This window comes from Acidocella sp. MX-AZ02, from assembly GCF_000306035.1.
In the GTDB taxonomy this organism is placed as follows: Bacteria; Pseudomonadota; Alphaproteobacteria; order Acetobacterales; family Acetobacteraceae; genus Acidocella; species Acidocella facilis.
On the sequence record NZ_JH976207.1, the window covers coordinates 499714 to 516726 of the forward strand.

At 64.9% G+C, this 17013-nt stretch carries 17 protein-coding genes; 12 read left to right on the forward strand and 5 right to left on the reverse strand.

What is annotated here, in order from left to right; all coding sequences use genetic code 11:
• Window positions 1-30: 30 nt before the first annotated feature.
• The 12 genes from MXAZACID_RS02515 (at window position 31) to MXAZACID_RS02570 (ending at window position 13001) form a co-directional block, all read left to right on the forward strand.
• A complete protein-coding gene (locus tag MXAZACID_RS02515) occupies window positions 31-630 on the forward strand; it encodes a TetR/AcrR family transcriptional regulator (RefSeq protein WP_008492477.1) in 600 nt (199 codons plus the stop codon).
• An 86-nt stretch (window positions 631-716) separates the two neighbouring features.
• Window positions 717-1736 carry a LacI family DNA-binding transcriptional regulator gene (locus MXAZACID_RS02520; protein WP_008492478.1) on the forward strand — a complete coding sequence of 340 codons (1020 nt, stop codon included), beginning with the start codon at window positions 717-719 and terminating at the stop codon, window positions 1734-1736.
• A gap of 7 nt (window positions 1737-1743) precedes the next feature.
• Window positions 1744-2757 (forward strand): extracellular solute-binding protein, encoded by a 1014-nt coding sequence (locus tag MXAZACID_RS02525; protein WP_039884667.1) that lies wholly within the window; start codon window positions 1744-1746, stop codon window positions 2755-2757.
• A complete protein-coding gene (locus MXAZACID_RS02530; protein WP_008492480.1) occupies window positions 2757-3575 on the forward strand; it encodes an iron ABC transporter permease in 819 nt (272 codons plus the stop codon). The genes MXAZACID_RS02525 and MXAZACID_RS02530 overlap by 1 nt, the downstream gene beginning before the upstream one ends.
• Window positions 3576-3583: 8 nt before the next feature.
• On the forward strand, window positions 3584-4378 hold the full coding sequence (locus tag MXAZACID_RS02535; protein ID WP_305803409.1) for an ABC transporter permease: 795 nt from the start codon (window positions 3584-3586) through the stop codon (window positions 4376-4378).
• Window positions 4375-5406, forward strand: coding sequence for an ABC transporter ATP-binding protein (locus MXAZACID_RS02540; protein WP_008492483.1), 1032 nt, complete (start codon window positions 4375-4377; stop codon window positions 5404-5406). The genes MXAZACID_RS02535 and MXAZACID_RS02540 overlap by 4 nt, the downstream gene beginning before the upstream one ends.
• A complete protein-coding gene (locus tag MXAZACID_RS02545) occupies window positions 5403-6221 on the forward strand; it encodes a phosphodiesterase (RefSeq protein ID WP_008492484.1) in 819 nt (272 codons plus the stop codon). The genes MXAZACID_RS02540 and MXAZACID_RS02545 overlap by 4 nt, the downstream gene beginning before the upstream one ends.
• 78 nt (window positions 6222-6299) lie before the next feature.
• Window positions 6300-6986, forward strand: coding sequence for a GntR family transcriptional regulator (locus tag MXAZACID_RS02550; RefSeq protein WP_008492485.1), 687 nt, complete (start codon window positions 6300-6302; stop codon window positions 6984-6986).
• Entirely contained in the window at window positions 6983-9580 is a 2598-nt protein-coding gene (gene acnD, locus MXAZACID_RS02555; RefSeq protein WP_008492486.1) for a Fe/S-dependent 2-methylisocitrate dehydratase AcnD, read from the forward strand. Before MXAZACID_RS02550 ends, acnD begins: the two co-directional genes overlap by 4 nt.
• A gap of 5 nt (window positions 9581-9585) precedes the next feature.
• A complete protein-coding gene (prpF, locus tag MXAZACID_RS02560; RefSeq protein ID WP_008492487.1) occupies window positions 9586-10770 on the forward strand; it encodes a 2-methylaconitate cis-trans isomerase PrpF in 1185 nt (394 codons plus the stop codon).
• 157 nt (window positions 10771-10927) lie between these two features.
• Complete coding sequence (locus tag MXAZACID_RS02565; RefSeq protein WP_008492488.1) at window positions 10928-11986, forward strand: DUF47 family protein; 1059 nt, start codon at window positions 10928-10930, stop codon at window positions 11984-11986.
• 7 nt (window positions 11987-11993) lie between these two features.
• Window positions 11994-13001 carry an inorganic phosphate transporter gene (locus tag MXAZACID_RS02570; protein WP_008492489.1) on the forward strand — a complete coding sequence of 336 codons (1008 nt, stop codon included), beginning with the start codon at window positions 11994-11996 and terminating at the stop codon, window positions 12999-13001.
• Between the two features lie 114 nt (window positions 13002-13115).
• Here MXAZACID_RS02570 and argB read toward each other — a convergent pair whose 3' ends face one another.
• The 5 genes from argB to rnpA are packed head-to-tail and all read right to left on the reverse strand — an operon-like array spanning window position 13116 to window position 16995.
• Entirely contained in the window at window positions 13116-14009 is an 894-nt protein-coding gene (gene argB / locus MXAZACID_RS02575; protein ID WP_008492490.1) for an acetylglutamate kinase, read from the reverse strand.
• Between the two features lie 7 nt (window positions 14010-14016).
• Window positions 14017-14718 carry a ribosome biogenesis GTP-binding protein YihA/YsxC gene (gene yihA / locus MXAZACID_RS02580; RefSeq protein WP_008492491.1) on the reverse strand — a complete coding sequence of 234 codons (702 nt, stop codon included), beginning with the start codon at window positions 14716-14718 and terminating at the stop codon, window positions 14017-14019.
• Window positions 14661-16406: a membrane protein insertase YidC gene (gene yidC / locus MXAZACID_RS02585; protein ID WP_008492492.1), complete on the reverse strand. Its 1746-nt coding sequence runs from the start codon at window positions 16404-16406 to the stop codon at window positions 14661-14663. The genes yihA and yidC overlap by 58 nt, the downstream gene beginning before the upstream one ends.
• A 5-nt stretch (window positions 16407-16411) precedes the next feature.
• On the reverse strand, window positions 16412-16645 hold the full coding sequence (yidD, locus tag MXAZACID_RS02590) for a membrane protein insertion efficiency factor YidD (RefSeq protein ID WP_008492494.1): 234 nt from the start codon (window positions 16643-16645) through the stop codon (window positions 16412-16414).
• Window positions 16642-16995, reverse strand: a complete 354-nt coding sequence (rnpA, locus tag MXAZACID_RS02595; RefSeq protein WP_008492495.1) for a ribonuclease P protein component — start codon at window positions 16993-16995, stop codon at window positions 16642-16644. Before rnpA ends, yidD begins: the two co-directional genes overlap by 4 nt.
• Window positions 16996-17013: the final 18 nt, after the last annotated feature.

The window sequence follows — 17013 nt, forward strand, 5'->3', positions numbered from 1 at the left end:
TATTATGAGGGTTTCCTCACATTCGGATATATGAGCGTGTCCTCACATTCGTCAAGCGCGACCCAGCCCGGCAAGGCGCCCAAGCAGGCGCGCGGCGTGCAGCGTGTGGCCGCACTGCTGGAAGCCGCCGCAAGCCTATTTGCGGAAAAAGGCGTGGAGGCGGCGACGATGACCGAGATCGCCAAACGCGCCGGGGCGCCGATCGGCTCGCTCTACCAGTTTTTCCCCTCCAAAGCCGCCGTGGCGATGGCGCTGCTGGAGCGCTATGCCGCGCGGCTGGAGGAAAGTCTGGGGGCGCTGCGCGATGCCGCGCCGGGTTTGAGCCCGGAGGCGCTGGCGGCCGGGCTGCTGGCGGTGCTGCGCGCGCATGAGCAGGACCGGGCGCTGGCGCCTTCCTTGCTGGAGGCTTGTGCGGATCTGGTGGGCCAGGCGCGGCCGTTCCGTGCGCGCAGCCGCGCTTTGGTGGAAGCCGTTTTGCTTCAAGCCAGGCCGCCACTCGCCCCCGGCCGCGCGGCGGCGATGGCGATGCCGGTGCTGCTGATGATGAAGCAGGTGCCCAAGGCAGGGCAGGAGGAAGAGCTGGTGGCGGAGCTGACGCGGATGCTCGGGATGTATCTGCGCGCCGGATAAGGGAAATGATGTAAACGTTTTCATTTTCATAAAAGCGTTTCCGGACTGTCGCGAAATTGTCATCGGCGGCGCGCTAAAGCGCCCGCATGAAATCGCAACCCCGCCCCACTTTGCACGATGTCGCCGCGCAGGCCGGTGTCTCCATCGCCACCGTCTCGCGGGTGCTCAATGGCGGGGCGCGGATTAGGCCGGAGACGGCGCAGCGCGTGCAGGAGGTGGTCCGCGCCTTGGGCTTCCGGCCCAACCGCATGGGGCGGGATCTGCGCAGGGGGCAGAGCCGGGCTGTCGGCGTGTTGCTGCCCACCCTCGCCAATCCGGTATTCGCCGACAGCGTCTCCGGGATTCAGGAGGCGGCGCGCGAGGCGGGCTGGACGGTGCTGATTACCTCCAGCGATTACGACCCCGCCCAGGAGCGGGCGGCGATGGAGGGGCTGCTGGCCGAGCGCGTGGCCGGGCTGATCGTCACCGTCGCGGATGCCGAGCGCAGCCCGACCCTGGATGCGCTGGACGAGGCCGGCCAGCCTTATGTGCTGTTTCACAATGAATCGCCGTTTCCGGAACGCGCCAGCGTCGCCGTCGATAACGAGGCGGCCGGGGCGGATGCGGCGCGCGCGCTGATCGCCCAGGGGCATCGGCGGCTGGCGATGGTGGCGGGGCGGTTTCTCGCCTCGGACCGCTCGCGCCGTCGCCATCGCGGTTTCATGCAGGCGGTGGCGGAGGCCGGGCTGCCGGCCCCGGCCTTGATCGAGGCCGATTTCAATGCCGAGGAGGCGGCGGCGCTGGGCGATGTGTTCACCGCCTCTGGCCGGCCGACCGGGCTGTTCTGTTCGAATGATCTGCTGGCGCTGCGCACCATCGCCGGGTTGCGCGCGCTCGGGCTGGCGGTGCCGGGGGATGTCTCGGTCATCGGCATGGACGGCATCAATGTCGGCCAGCTGATCAGCCCCAGCCTCGCCTCCATCGTGCAGCCGGCCCGCGAGATGGGCCGGCGCGCCTTCCTGCATCTGCTGGCGCGCCTGGCCGAGGCCAGCCCGCCCGCGCAGATCCGCCTTTCCCATCGCTACCGGCCCGGGCAGTCGCTCGCGGCCGCAACCCCCCAGGAGTGACCACGCCATGTTGAGACGTACCATGTTGACGCTGACCGGTGCGCTTGCCGCCAGCACCGCGATCTCCCGCCGCGCCTTCGCCCAGGAGACGGCGATTTGCTATAATTGCCCGCCGGAATGGGCGGATTGGGCCGGCCAGTTGAAGGCGTTTCAGCAGAAAACCGGCATTTTCGTGCCGGCTGACGACAAGAATAGCGGCCAGGCGATGGCCGCGGCCCTGGCCGAGCGCGCGCATCCGGTGGCGGATGCGATGTATCTGGGCGGGCAGGTTGGCATTCAGGCCAAGCAGGACGGGCTGACCCAGCCTTACAAGCCGGCCGGGTTTGACCAGGTGCCGGCCGGGCAGAAAGACCCGGACGGCTATTGGTTCGCCATCCATAGCGGCACGCTGGGCTTTTTCGTCAACAAGGCGGCGCTGGGCGGCAAGCCCGTGCCGCAGAGCTGGGCGGATCTGCTGAAGCCCGATTATAGCGGCATGATCGGCTATCTGGACCCGTCCAGCGCGGCGGTCGGCTATGTCGGCGCGGTGGCGGTCAATCTCGCGATGGGCGGCAGCTACACGGATTTCACCCCGGCCATCACCTACTTCAAGAAGCTGCAGGCCAATCAGCCGATCGTGCCGAAGCAGACCGCCTATGCCCGCGTGCTCTCCGGCGAAATCCCGATTCTGCTGGATTATGATTTCGATGCCTACCGCGCCAAATATACCGACAAGGCGCCGGTGGAGTTCGTGATTCCGCGGGAAGGCAGCGTGAGTTTCCCTTATGTGATGACGCTGCTGAAGGGCGCGCCGCATCTGGCAAATGGCAAGAAGCTGCTGGACTTCACCCTCTCCGATGAAGGCCAGGCGCTGTGGGCGAAGGCCTATCTGCGCCCGGCCCGCCCGGTGGCGCTGCCGCCGGAGATCGAGGCGCGCTTCCTGCCGGCTTCCGATTATGCCCGCGCGCGCCCTGTCGATCTGGCGGCACTTGCGGCGGCGCAGAAGGGCTTTGCCGCGCGCTATCTCGCTGAAGTGTCGTAATGGCGCCATCGCGTCTCAGGCTGGCAGGGCTCGCCCTGCCAGCCGCCCTGGTGTTTCTGGGGTTCTTTGTCGTCCCGTTGGGCATCTTTCTGCATGTCGGCGGGCAGGGCGCGCATGGCTGGGCCGGCTACGCGCTGGCGCTGGGCGATGCGCGGCATCTGCAAAGCCTGCTCGCCACCTTCATTCTTTCCGTATTGGTGACACTGGCGACGCTGGTGGTTGGTGGCATCTGCGGACTGTTTCTAGGCCGGCATGAATTTCCCGGGCAGGGGCTTTTGGTGTCGATCCTGACGCTGCCTTTGGCCTTTCCCGGCGTGGTGGTCGGGTTCATGATCATCATGCTGGGTGGGCGGCAGGGGCTGGTTACCCAGCTCAGCCTCGCTCTGCATGGCGGGCGGATCGTGTTTGCCTACTCGGTCTGGGGGCTGTTTCTTGGCTATCTCTATTTCTCCATTCCCCGCGTGGTGCTGACCATGCTGGCGGCGGCGCGCGGGCTGGATGCGGCGCTGGAGGAGGCGGCGCGTAGCCTCGGCGCAAAACCCTTTGAGATTTTCAGGGATATCACGCTGCCGGCCTTGCGCCCGGCGCTGGTCTCGGCGGCAGCACTCACCTTCGCCACCTCGATGGGCGCGTTTGGCACGGCCTTCACCTTGGCAACGCGCGTGACCGTGCTGCCGATGATGATCTACACGGATTTCACCCTGACCACGGATCTCTCCTCGGTCGCGGCACTGAGTTTGCTGCTCGGGCTGGTGAGCTGGGCGGCGTTGTTTCTGGCCCGCAGCCTGACCGGCGCGGGTGTTGCCGCAAGCGGTTAAATGCAATGATGAAACCTTACAAATTCGGCTTTTGGCTGCAGGCGGCGGTGACTTTGGCATCCTGCCTGTTCATCGCGGTGCCGATGGCCTACTCTGTGCTTTCCGGATTGATGCGCAACGCCTTTCTGGGGCTACGCGGAGGGCTGACCTTTCAGTGGGTGGAGCAGGTGCTCAGCCTGTATTGGCCGACGATCCTGCTCTCCATCGAAATCGCCTTGCTCTGCCTGGTGGCGACGGCGTTGATCGGCATTCCCGCCGCCTATGCGCTGGCGCGTGCGCCTGGCCGGCTGGCACGGCTGGCGGAGGAGGCGTTGATTCTGCCCGTTGCCGTGCCGGGGCTGGCGACAGGGCTGGCTTTGGTGGTGGCCTATGATGGCTGGGGGGATTTCCGCCAGAGCATCTGGTTCATCCTGGCTGGGCATGTGCTGTTCACGCTACCCTTCATGGTCCGCGCGGTGCTGGCGGTGATGGCTTCGGCGGATTTACAAACGCTTGAGGAAGGGGCTGCGAGTCTCGGTGCGGGGTTTACCCGGCGCTTCCTTGGCGTGGTGTTGCCCAATTGCAAAAACGGTATTCTGGCGGGGGCGCTCAGCGTCGTCACGCTATCGATGGGCGAATTCAACCTCACCTGGATTCTGCACACGCCGCTGACCAAGACCTTGCCGGTGGCGCTGGCCGATGCCTACGCCTCAATGCGTCTGGAAATCGGCAGTGCCTACACCTTGATCTTTTTCATCATGACTGTGCCGCTGCTGCTCGCCTTGCAGCGCGCTACGAAGCCGCGCGCCGGAGAGAAACCATGACGACTGACATCACCTTGCATCAATGCGGCAAGGTTTTTGGCGCCACGCGCGTCTTGGAACCGGTGGATCTTTCCATCCATGCCGGTGAAACCTTGGTGTTTCTGGGGCCTTCAGGCTGCGGCAAGACCACGCTGCTGCGGCTGATCGCCGGGCTGGAGAGCCCGGATGCAGGCGGGCGCATTCTCTTCGGCGGGCGGGATGTGACCAGATTGCCGATTGAGAAGCGCAATGTCGGCATGGTGTTCCAGAGCTATGCGCTGTTTCCGAATATGAGTGTCGCCGAAAATATTGGTTATGGCTTGAATATCCGCGGTGTAGCGAGGGCGCAGCGCCAGGCCCGTGTGGCTGAGATGCTGGAGATGATGCGCATTCCGGATCTTGGCAACCGCGCCATCGCTCAGCTCTCCGGCGGGCAGCGTCAGCGTGTCGCCCTGGCCCGCGCCGTAGCCGCCGCGCCGGATGTGCTGCTGCTGGACGAGCCGTTGACCGCTCTGGATGCGAAATTGCGCGATACGCTGCGCGGTGAGATCAACACGTTGCTGCGCGGGCTTGGCATCACCACCATCTATGTGACGCATGATCAGCAGGAGGCGATGGCGCTGGCCGACCGGCTGGTGGTGATGCGCAAAGGGCATATCGCGCAGATCGGCACGCCACGCGAAATCTGGTTTCAGCCGGCGGATGCCTTTGTTGCGGATTTTATCGGCGCCAGCACGGGATTTTCCGGACATGTCGAGGCTGGGTTGCTGCATGTGGCCGGGCTGCAGGCGCTGTGCGCGCAGGCGCCAGGGCGCTGCAAGGTGATGCTGCGTCCGCAGGCGCTGCGTGTGGCACCGGAAGGTGTGCCGGTGCGCATCGAGGCGGCGCAATTCCTGGGTGAGCGCACACGCCTGAGTGTCACTTTGCCTGATGGCACGGCGATGGCGCTGGATGCGCCGCCCGGATTGGAGGCGCTGCCGGGGGCCATGGTTCCGGTGGCGCTCGATCTCGATCATCTCATTATCCTGCCTGAAAGCTCCGCCGCATGATCATCGCGCAACTGACCGACCTGCATATCAAGCGCGAAGGCCAGCTCGCCTACCGGAAGGTGGATACATCGGCGGCGTTGGAGGCGGCACTTGACCATCTGGCGGCGCTGCCGATGCGGCCGGACCTGGTGCTGTTCACCGGAGATTTGGTTGATACCGGCCATCCTGAGGAATATGCGCGACTGGTGCGGCATCTTTCCAAGCTCACACAGCCTTTCTATCTGCTGCCCGGCAACCATGATGCGCGTGAGGCGCTGCGCGCGGCGTTTCCGGGCCATGGCTATCTCGGCATGGAGGGGCCGGCCTGCTACACCATTGAAGCTTACAAATTGCGGATCATCGCGCTGGATAGTCTGGTGCCGGGGCAGGGCGGCGGCGCGCTTGGGGCGGGGCAGCTGGACTGGCTGGCGCAGCGCCTGGAGGAGCAGCCGGAGCGCCCGACCTTGATCGCCCTCCATCATCCGCCCTTCGCGACCGGGATCGGCCATATGGACAAGCTTGGCCTCGCGGATGCGGAGTCCTTCGCCGCCATCGTCAGCCGGCATAAGCAGGTGCTGCGGGTGATTTGCGGGCATGTGCACCGGCCGATCACCACCGGTTGGGCCGGCAGCATCGCCTCCATCGCGCCCTCCACCGCGCATCAGGTCGTGCTGGATCTGCGCGAGGACGCGCCGTCGGCCTTCATGATGGAGCCGGGCGGCTACCAACTGCATGCGTTTTCCGAGGCGGGCGGGCTGGTCAGCCATACCGCGCTGACCGGCGGCTGGGCCGGGCCGTTTCCGTTCTTTGACGCTGAGGGCCGCTTGATCGAATGATAGATTGTTGACAGTTTAGCCGATTATGCGTAGATTTCTGCCAAATCGACGCAGTCAGGCACGGAAACTGTCAACAATATGGACAAAGACGCGCTGCCAAGCCCTGAGAGCGAGACGCTGACCGAACAGGTTCTGCGCCAGCTTCAGGCCGCCATCGTGAAAGGCGAAATCGCGCCCGGCGCGAAAATCTCCGAGCCGGAATTGGCGCGCGCCTACGGCATCAGCCGCGGCCCCTTGCGTGAGGCGTTGCACCGGCTGGAAGGCCAAAAACTGCTGGTGCGGGTGCCGCATGTCGGTGCCAGGGTGGTGGCGCTGTCGCGCGAGGAGCTGAACGAGCTTTATCAGATCCGTGAATCGCTCGAAGGCCTGGCCTGCAGGTTGGCGGCCGAGCGGATGAGCCCGCAAGAGGTGGAGGCGGTGCGCGCGGTACTGGCCGCGCATGAGCGCGATGAAGCCTTCCAGGCCGGGCGCGGCTATTATCAGCAGGAAGGCGATTTCGATTTTCATTATCGCATCGTCAAGGCCAGTGGCAATGCCATGCTGTTCCGGCTGTTATGCGATGAGCTTTACCAGCTGGCCCGGATGTATCGCATCCAATATGCCGGCATGCCCAACCGCCCGGCGCAGGCCTTTGCCGAGCATCACCGGATATTGGACGCCATCGCGCAAGGTGACGGTGAGCTCGCGGAGCTTTTGATGCGCCGGCATATCCGCACCTCCCGGCTCAATATCGAAAAACAGAATTTGCAGGAAGCCAAGCGATGAACAGCAAGTACCGTAAGCCCCTCGGCCAGGCCGGGCTGGATTATTTTGACGCGCGCGAGGCGGTGGAGGCGATTGCGCCCGGCGCCTACGCGACATTGCCCTATACATCGCGGGTGCTGGCGGAAAATCTGGTGCGGCGCTGCGACCCGGCGCTTCTGGAAGCGGCTCTGAAACAGCTGATCGAACGCAAGCGCGAGATTGATTTTCCCTGGTATCCGGCGCGCGTGGTCTGCCATGATATTCTGGGGCAGACGGCGTTGGTGGATCTGGCGGGGCTACGCGATGCGATCGCGGAAAAAGGTGGCGATCCGGCGAAAGTGAACCCGGTGGTGCCGGTGCAGCTGATTGTCGATCATTCCTTGGCGGTCGAGCATGCCGGGTTTGAGAAAGACGCGTTTCAGAAAAACCGGGAAATCGAGGAGCGCCGCAATGCCGATCGCTTCCATTTCATCAATTGGACGCGCGAGGCTTTCGATAATATCGATGTCGTGCCGGCGGGCAATGGCATCATGCACCAGATCAATCTGGAGCGGCTTTCCCCGGTGATCTACACCCAGGATGGGGTGGCGTTTCCGGATACGCTGGTCGGCACGGACAGCCATACGCCGCATGTGGATGCGCTCGGCGTCATCGCCGTCGGCGTTGGCGGGTTGGAGGCGGAGAATGTGATGCTGGGCCGCGCCTCCTGGATGCGGCTGCCGGATATTATCGGCGTCGAACTCACCGGCCGCAGGCAGCCGGGCATTACCGCCACCGATATCGTGCTCAGCCTCACCGAATTTTTGCGCCGTGAGAAAGTTGTTGGTGCCTATCTGGAATTTTACGGGGCAGGGGCGCGCAGCCTGACCATTGGCGACCGCGCCACCATCTCCAACATGGCGCCGGAATATGGGGCGACGGCGGCGATGTTCGCCATCGATGAGCAGACGATCGATTATCTGCGCCTGACCGGGCGCGAGGCTTCCCAGATCGCTCTCGTGGAAACCTACGCTAAAACCACGGGCTTGTGGGCTGATGATTTCGCGCAGGCCGAATATGAGCGTGTGCTGCGTTTTGATCTTTCCTCCGTGGTGCGCAGCATGGCCGGGCCCTCCAACCCGCATAAGCGGTTACCTGTTTCGGACCTTGCCGCGCGTGGTGTGGCCGCACCCTGGGTGGAGGAAGCTGGGAAGATGCCGGATGGCGCCGTGATCATCGCCGCGATTACCAGCTGCACCAATACCTCCAACCCGCGCAATGTCATCGCTGCCGCGCTTCTGGCGCGCAATGCCAACCGCGCCGGGCTCACCCGCAAGCCCTGGGTGAAATCCTCGCTCGCCCCTGGCTCGAAGGCGGTGGCTCTGTATCTGGACGAGGCGGGGCTGACGGCAGAGTTGGAAAAGCTTGGCTTTGGCATTGTGGCCTTCGCCTGCACCACCTGCAACGGCATGTCCGGCGCGCTGGATCCGGTGATTCAGCAGGAGATTATCGAGCGCGATCTCTACGCCACCGCCGTGCTCTCCGGGAACCGGAATTTCGATGGCCGCATTCATCCCTACGCCAAGCAGGCCTTCCTGGCCTCGCCGCCTTTGGTTGTCGCCTACGCCATCGCGGGCACGATCCGCTTTGATATCGAGCGCGATGTGCTGGGCCATGATGCAAGCGGTAAGGAGATCCGGTTGAAGGATCTCTGGCCGAGCGATGAGGAAATCGATGCGGTGGTTTCGGCCTCGGTGAAGCCCGAGCAGTTCCGCACGGTCTATGAGGCGATGTTCGGCACCCGCGCGGCCCGGCGCAAGGTGAGTCCGCTTTATGAATGGCGCGGCCAGAGCACTTATATTCGCCGTCCACCCTACTGGGAGGGGGCGCTGGCCGGGGCGCGGCTTCTGCGCAATATGCGCCCGCTGGCGATATTGGGCGATAATATCACCACCGATCATCTCTCGCCCTCCAACGCCATCCTGCCGGATTCGGCGGCGGGCGAATATCTGGCGCGGATGGGGCTGCCGGAGGAGGATTTCAATTCCTACGCCACCCATCGCGGCGATCATCTCACCGCCCAGCGCGCCACCTTCGCCAACCCGACACTGCTGAATGAGATGGTGCGCGATGAGCAGGGCGCGGTACGCAAGGGCTCGCTGGCGCGGGTGGAGCCGGAAGGCAAAACCATGCGCATGTGGGAAGCGATTGAAACCTACATGCAGCGCGGCCAACCTTTGATCATCATCGCGGGCGCCGATTACGGCCAGGGCTCATCGCGCGATTGGGCGGCGAAGGGCGTGCGGCTGGCGGGGGTTGAGGTGATTGTCGCGGAAGGGTTTGAGCGCATCCATCGCACCAATCTCATCGGCATGGGGGTGTTGCCGCTGCAATTCAAACCAGGACGCACCCGCCTGGCGCTGGGGCTGGACGGCACCGAGACCTATGATGTCACCGGCGCGCTGCGACCGCGTGCGGAGCTGATGCTCACCATCCATCACAAGGAAGGCACGGTCTCGCAGGAAATCGTCACCTGCCGGCTGGATACGGCCGAGGAGGTTTCGATCTATGAGGCCGGCGGGGTGTTGCAGCGTTTTGCTGAGGACTTCCTGAGTGCCGCGCAGGCGGCGGAGTGAGCGCCATGGCATTTGCCCCCCAGATTAAAATTCCCGCCACCTATATGCGCGGCGGCACCTCCAAGGGCGTATTCTTCCGGTTGCAGGATCTGCCGGCGGCGGCGCAAAAGCCGGGGCCGGCGCGCGATGCGTTGTTGATGCGGGTGATCGGCAGCCCGGATGCCTACGGCAAGCAGATTGACGGCATGGGGGCGGCGACCTCCAGCACCTCGAAAACCGTGATCCTGAGTGCCAGCACGCGGCCGGATCATGATGTGGATTATCTCTTCGGCCAGGTCGCCATCGACAAGCCATTTGTCGATTGGTCAGGCAATTGCGGCAATCTTTCCGCCGCCGTCGGGCCGTTCGCGATCAGCAACGGGCTGGTCGATCCGGCGCGGCTGCCGCGTGACGGCTTCGCCACCATCCGCATCTGGCAGGCGAATATCGGCAAGACCATCATCGCACATGTGCCGATGACGAATGGCGCGGTGCAGGAGACAGGGGATTTCGAGTTGGATGGCGTGACCTTCCCCGCCGCCGAGATCGAGCTGGAATTTCTCGACCCCGCCGAGGAAGGCGATGGCGGGGCGTTGTTTCCCACCGGTCATGTTGTCGATACGCTGGAAGTGCCGGGCATTGGCAGCTTCGAGGCGACGATGATCAATGCCGGCATCCCGACGATTTTCCTCAACGCCGCGGCGCTGGGGTATAAGGGCACCGAGCTGCAGGATGATGTGAATGGCGATCCTGCGGCGCTTGCCAGGCTGGAGACGATCCGCGCTCATGGCGCGTTGAAAATGGGCCTGATCAAGACGCTGGAGGAGGCCGCCACGCGCCAGCACACGCCCAAGCTCGCCTGGGTGGCGCAACCCGCCGGTTACATCTCCTCCGCCGGCAAGCCAATCGCGGCGGGGGATATCGATCTGTTGGTGCGCGCCATGTCCATGGGCAAGCTGCATCATGCGATGATGGGCACGGCCTCGGTCGCCATTGCCACGGCGGCTGCGGTGCCGGGCACGCTGGTCAATCTGGCGGCCGGCGGCGGTGTGCGCGAGGCGGTGCGCTTTGGCCATCCTTCGGGCAGTCTGCGCGTCGGCGCCGGGGCGAAGCAGGAGAACGGCGCCTGGTTGGTGGCCAAGGCGGTGATGAGCCGCTCGGCACGGGTGCTGATGAGCGGGTTCGTGCATGTGCCTGTGCAAGAGAGCTGACTGACGCGCGCAAATGTGACATTGACGTGACAGGGGAAGCGGCGGATAAGCCCGGCTTTCAGCCGTCTTTTTCACGTTCGCAGGTCCGATTATCCGCCAGATTGCCGCTCTCCCTTACCGTATCGCGGGCACCGCCCTGGATGCGCCGATCGAGGTGATGCTCGTCACCTCCCGGCGCACCCATCGCTGGGTGCTGCCCAAGGGCAACCGCATGAAGGGTCTGCCGCCGCACGCCGCCGCCGCGCAGGAAGCGTTCGAGGAAGCCGGGATCGAGGGCGCGGCCTGCCCGGCGGCTTTGGGCAGCTATCGCTACCGGAAATTGCTGCGCACCGGCGCCTCCCTGCTCGTGGATGTGGATGTGTTCCCGCTTGCCGTCACCGGGCTGCTGGAGGAATGGCCGGAGCGCGCCGAGCGCGAGCGGCGCTGGTTTCCCCTGCGCGAGGCGGCCAAGGCGGTGGATGAGGTGGATCTGGGCCAGCTGATCCGCAGTTTTCGTGGCAGCGAGCTGGCGAGTTTGGATAAGCGCGCCGCCTTTCTGGAGCGGCTGCGGGGCTTGAAGGACGGGTTGCGGATGTTTCATTGGTTCCAGGCGCTGCTGCCGCAGAAGGGGCAGTTTTTCGAATTGTTCGAGGCGCATGGCCAGACCTTGCTGGCCGCCAGCGGCGCGTTGACCCGCCTGCTGCAGGGCGGCGAGGGCATGGGCCAGCATATGCGCGAGATCAATGAGCGCGAGGAGGAGGCGGACGCCATCACCCGTGAGGTGAAGCGCAGCGTGCGCCGCATCTTCCTCACCCCGTTCGACCGCAGCGCCATTACCGGGCTGATCTCCTCGATGGATGATGCCATCGACGAGATGCAGCAGACGGCCCGGGCTACCGCTCTGTTCGAGGTTTCCGCCTTCGAGCCGGAGATGCGCGACATGGGCGCCATCATCGCCGATTCCGCCCGGCTGCTGGGCGAGGCGCTGCCGCTTTTGCGCAACATCCACGCCAATGCGGCGCGGCTGCATGAGCTGACCGGGCGGCTGGTGCGCCTGGAGGGCCAGGCGGATGACATCCATGCCGCCGGGCTGAAGAAAGCCTTCAAGGCGCATGGCGCGGCGAACCCGATGGGCTTTATCGTCGCGCGCGAGCTTTTCAGCCATCTGGAGCGTGTGGTGGACCGGTTCGAGGATGTCGCCAACGAGATTGACGGCCTCGTCATCGACCATTCCTGAGGCCGCCATGATCGCGCATGCCACGCTGGCTTTGCCGCTGCTGATCGCCCTGGTGGCGCTGGCTTTGGCCTTCGATTTCGTCAATGGCGTGCATGACAGCGCCAACTCCATCGCCACGGTGGTTTCCACAAGGCTGCTGGGTCCGATGCAGGCGGTGGCCTTCGCCGCCTTTTTCAATTTCGCCGCCTATTGGATTTTCGGGCTGAAAGTGGCGGCGACCGTGGGCAAGGGCATCGTCGATGCGCATGTGGTCACCCCGCAAGTGGTGTTCGGCGCGCTGGTGGGGGCGATGGCCTGGAATGTCTTCACCTGGTGGCGCGGCATTCCCTCCTCCTCCAGCCACGCGCTGATCGGAGGGCTGCTGGGGGCGGGGGTGACGCATGCGGGCTGGCATGCGGTGGTGTGGGGCGGGGTGAACAAGACCGTGCTGGCCATCGTGATCTCGCCGCTGGTCGGGCTATTCGTCTCGATGGCGCTGATGCTGCTGACCAGCTGGCTGTTCCAGCGCGTGACGGCGCGGGGAGCGGAAGCGATGTTCAAGCCGCTGCATCTGCTTTCGGCGGCGGCCTATTCGGTGGGCCATGGCGCCAATGACGCGCAGAAGACCATGGGCATCATCGCCGTGCTGCTGTTCTCGCAAGGGCTGCTCGGGCCGCATTTCCATGTGCCGGGCTGGGTGGTGGTTGGCTGCTACATCGCGATGGCGCTGGGCACGCTGGCGGGGGGGTGGAAGATCATCCAGACCATGGGCAGCCGGATCACCCGGCTGGACCAGCACCAGGCTTTCTGCGCCTCGGCGGGCGGGTCGATCATGCTGTTCTCGGCCTCCGCGCTGGGCGTGCCGGTCTCCACCACCCATACCATCATGGGCTGCGTCGTAGGGGTAGGGGCGGCGCGGCGGGCCTCGGCGGTGCGTTGGAGTGTGGCGAGCCGCGTGGTGGTAGCCTGGCTGGTGACCATCCCGGCTTCGGCTGTGGTCGGCGCGGTGGTTTATCTGCTGGTGGCCGCGCTCTGAACCGCCCGGATCGTCTCCAGGGGGCAAAAGCCGGCGAGACGCGTAAAAACGGGGTGCCGGCGTCATTGCGCCAACACCCCGGTTTTTCAGCGGTTTGTGTTGAAAAACCCTGCGTTATTTATGGATCATCGTGCCGATGCCATGCTCGGTGAACAGCTCCAGCAACAGCGCGTGCGGCACGGTGCCATCCAGGATGGTCGCTCCCTTCACGCCTTGCGTCACCGCCTCCATGCAGGTCTCCACCTTCGGGATCATCCCGCCGGAGATGGTGCCATCGGCGATCAGCGAACGGATCTGCGTCAGCGACAAATCCGCCAGCAGCGTCTTGCTCTTATCCAGCACGCCCGGCACGTCGGTCAGCATCAGCAAACGCTGCGCGTTCAGCGCCCCGGCAATGGCGCCGGCCACGGTATCGGCGTTGATATTGTAGGTCTGGCCATCCTCGCCCGCCCCCACCGGGGCGATCACCGGGATCAGCCCGGCGCCGGTCAGCGCGTGGATGACGCGGGTATCAATGAACATCGGCTCGCCGACATAACCCAGATCCAGCACCTGCTCGATCGCGCTGTCCGGGTCCTTGTAGGTCCGGCGCAGTTTGCGCGCGCGGATCAGCCCGCCATCCTTGCCCGAGATGCCCACAGCCAGCGCTCCGGCGGCGTTGATCAGCCCGGCCACTTGCTTGTTCACGGTGCCGGCCAGCACCATCTCCACCACCTCGACCATGGCGGCGTCGGTCACCCGCAGCCCCTGGATGAAGCTGGACTGGATGTTGAGGCGCTTGAGCATCGCATTGATCTGCGGCCCGCCGCCATGCACCACCACCGGGTTGATGCCGACCTGCTTGAGCAGCGCGATGTCACGCCCGAATTCATTGGCCAGCGATCCATCCATCGCATGCCCGCCATATTTCACCACGATGGTCGCACCCGCATAACGGCGCAGATACGGCAGCACCTTGGTGACGATATGCGCTTCGCGGGTCGCGTCGGTGATGTCTGCTCTGGTCATCTCGTCCTCATTCAACGAATTCGGCAATGGCGGCGCGCAGCTCTTCGATGCCGATGCTGCCCGCGCTCGACGTGGTGAGTATCTGGGGGAGGGCGGCAGGGTGCTGCGCGGTCAAGGCCCGCACCTCATCCTGTTTGCGCTTCAGCGCCGCCGGCTTCACCGAATCGGCCTTGGTCAGCACGATCTGGAACGGCACCGCCGCCTGGTCGAGCAGCTCCATCACCGTCTCGTCGGAAACCTTGATCTCGACGCGCGCATCCAGCAGCAGGAACACCCGGCGCAGATTGGGGCGGCCGCGCAGATAATCCAGCATCAGCCCCTGCCAGTCGCGCTTGATCTCCTTCGGCGCCTCGGCGTAGCCGTAGCCTGGCATATCCACCAGCACCACGGGCCCCGCCTGGCATTCAAAGAAGTTCAGCTGCCGGGTGCGGCCGGGCTGGTGCGAGACCCGCGCCAGCGCCTTGCGCCCGGTGATCGCATTGATCAGCGAGGATTTGCCGACATTGGAGCGCCCCGCCAGCGCGATCTCATTGCCGCGCGGCTCTGGCAGATGGTCCAGCGCCTGCGCGGCATAGAAGAACTCGCAGGGCGAGGCGAAGAGCTTGCGCCCCGCCTCGATCTGCTCCGGGCTGGGCCCGGCGGTTTCGAAATTCAGCCCTTTGCCGGGACCGTCTGCTTCGGCGCCATCGCCCTGCGCATGATCAGCCATTGCTGCCCCACGGAAAGAATGTTGTTACAGGTCCAGTACAGCACCAGCCCCGCCGGCGAGCGCGCCAGCATGAAGGTGAAGATCACCGGCATGAACTGGAACATTTTCTGCTGCGCCGGATCGGCCGGGGCCGGGTTCAGCTTCTGCTGCAGATACATCGTGCCGCCCATGATGATCGGCAGCAGGCCGACATGCAGGATCGGGTTGATGCTCATCGGGTCGAACGGGATCAGGCCGAACAGGTTGAAGATATTCGTCGGGTCCGGCGCGGAGAGGTCATGCAGCCAGCCGAAGAACGGCGCGTGGCGCATCTCGATGGTGATGAAGATCACCTTGTACAGCGCGAAGAACACCGGGATTTGCACCACCATCGGCAGGCAGCCCGAGGCCGGGTTGATCTTCTCGCTGCGATACAGCTCCATCGTCGCCTGCTGGAGCTTGGTGCTGTCGTCCTTATACTGCTCCTTCAGCGCCGCGATCTTCGGCTGCATTGCCTTCATCCGGCCCATCGAGCGGTAGGAATAGCTCGCCAGCGGGAAGAAGAGCAGCTTCACGCCGATGGTGAAGATGATGATCGCGAGGCCGAAATTGCCCGTGAGGGTGTTCAGCCAGTCCAGGCAGAAGAAGATTGGCTTGGTCAGGAAATAGAGATGCCCGAAATCCACCGCCTTGTAGAAGGCCGGGATCTGATACTGGCTCTGATACTGATCCAGGATCTTCACCACCTTGGCGCCGGTGAAGAGATGGCTGGTGAAACCCGCCTGGCCGCCGGCGGGCACGTCGAGCGGGGTCTGGGTGATGAAGCTGGTCTGGTAGGCGCCGCCATCGCCGTCGCTCACCGTGCCGTAGCTCATCGTGGCGTTCATCGTCGCACTCTGCGTCGGTACCACGGCGGTCAGCCAGTATTTGTCGGTGATGCCGGCCCAGCCGCCGGGGCCGGAGGTGGAATAGGCCACACCGCCTGCCTTCTTCTCGCCCTCACTCTTCAGCGCGCCATAGCCTTCCTGCTTCAGCGTGCCGTTGAACACGCCGAGCGGGCCATCGAACAGCACCCAGCTGGAGGCGACCTTGGGCTGGTAATCGCGCACCACGCGCGACCAGGGGTAAAGCTTCACCGGCGCCGCGCCGTGGTTGACCACGTTCTGGGTGACGGTGAACATGAATTTATCGTCGATCTTCAGCAGCAGCTGGAAGGTCAGGCCCTGGCCGTTATCCCAGGAGAGGGTGACCGGGCTACCCGGCGTCAGCGTCTGCGCGCTGGGGGTCCAGACGGTGCTGTTATCGGGCACCTTCACGCCATCCGGCGCGGTCCAGCCGAACTGGGCGTAGGAGGGAGTGTCGCCGCCGCGCCGGCCCTCGATCTGCACCAGCGGCGAATCCTTGGCGATGGTCTCGTGATAGCCTTTCAGCACCACGTCATCGAACACCGCACCAGTCAGCCCGATGCTGCCTTTGAGCATCGGCGCATCGACGGCGAGGCGCGGCCCGTTGGCGGGCGCGCTCTGCGCGGTGCCGGGCGCACCGGCCTCGATCGCCGCTTGCTTGGTGCCGGCGGCTTCCTTCGCTTGCTGCACGGTCTGCGCCGGGCTGGGGGCGGGATGCGGGAAGAATTTCTCCTGCACCACGGTGAACACCGCTAAAATGCCAAAGGATATGGCAAGGGCGAGGATGAGGCGCTTGGTGTCCATCAGGGTCAGCTATCCTTCGGGGTGGGAACCGGGTCGTATCCGCCGGCATTGAAAGGGTGGCAGCGCAGGATGCGCTTTGCCGCGAGCAGGCTGCCGCGGCCCGCGCCATGGCAGGCCAGAGCCTCGCGCGCATAGGCGCTGCAGGAGGGGTAGAAGCGGCAATTGGCGCCGATCACCGGGCGCAGCGTCAGCTCATAGGCGCGCACGGCACCTGAGAGCAGCAAGGCGGCCGGGCTCATGCCAGCACCTCGTCCAGCGCGCGCTTCAGATTCTGCGTCAGCCGCGCGAATTCCATCTCGCCGGTCTCGCGCCGGGCGATCAGCACCAGCTCGACGCCGGGCAGCTCGCGGCCGGCCAAAACCAGACGCGCCGCCTCCCGCAACCGGCGCTTGGCACGGTTACGGCAGACGGCGTTGCCGATTTTCTTCGTGGCCGTGTAGCCCACACGCACGCTCTCCGCCTGGCCGTCCTGGACGGCCTGCAGCACGAAGCCGTGCTTGGCGGTTTTCCTGCCCTTGGCCGCAAGGCGCAAAAACGCGGCGCGCCGGGTCAGCCGGGCGGGCGGTGTTTGGGCAGTGGCCATGGGCATAAGCGGCGCGCGTGGGCG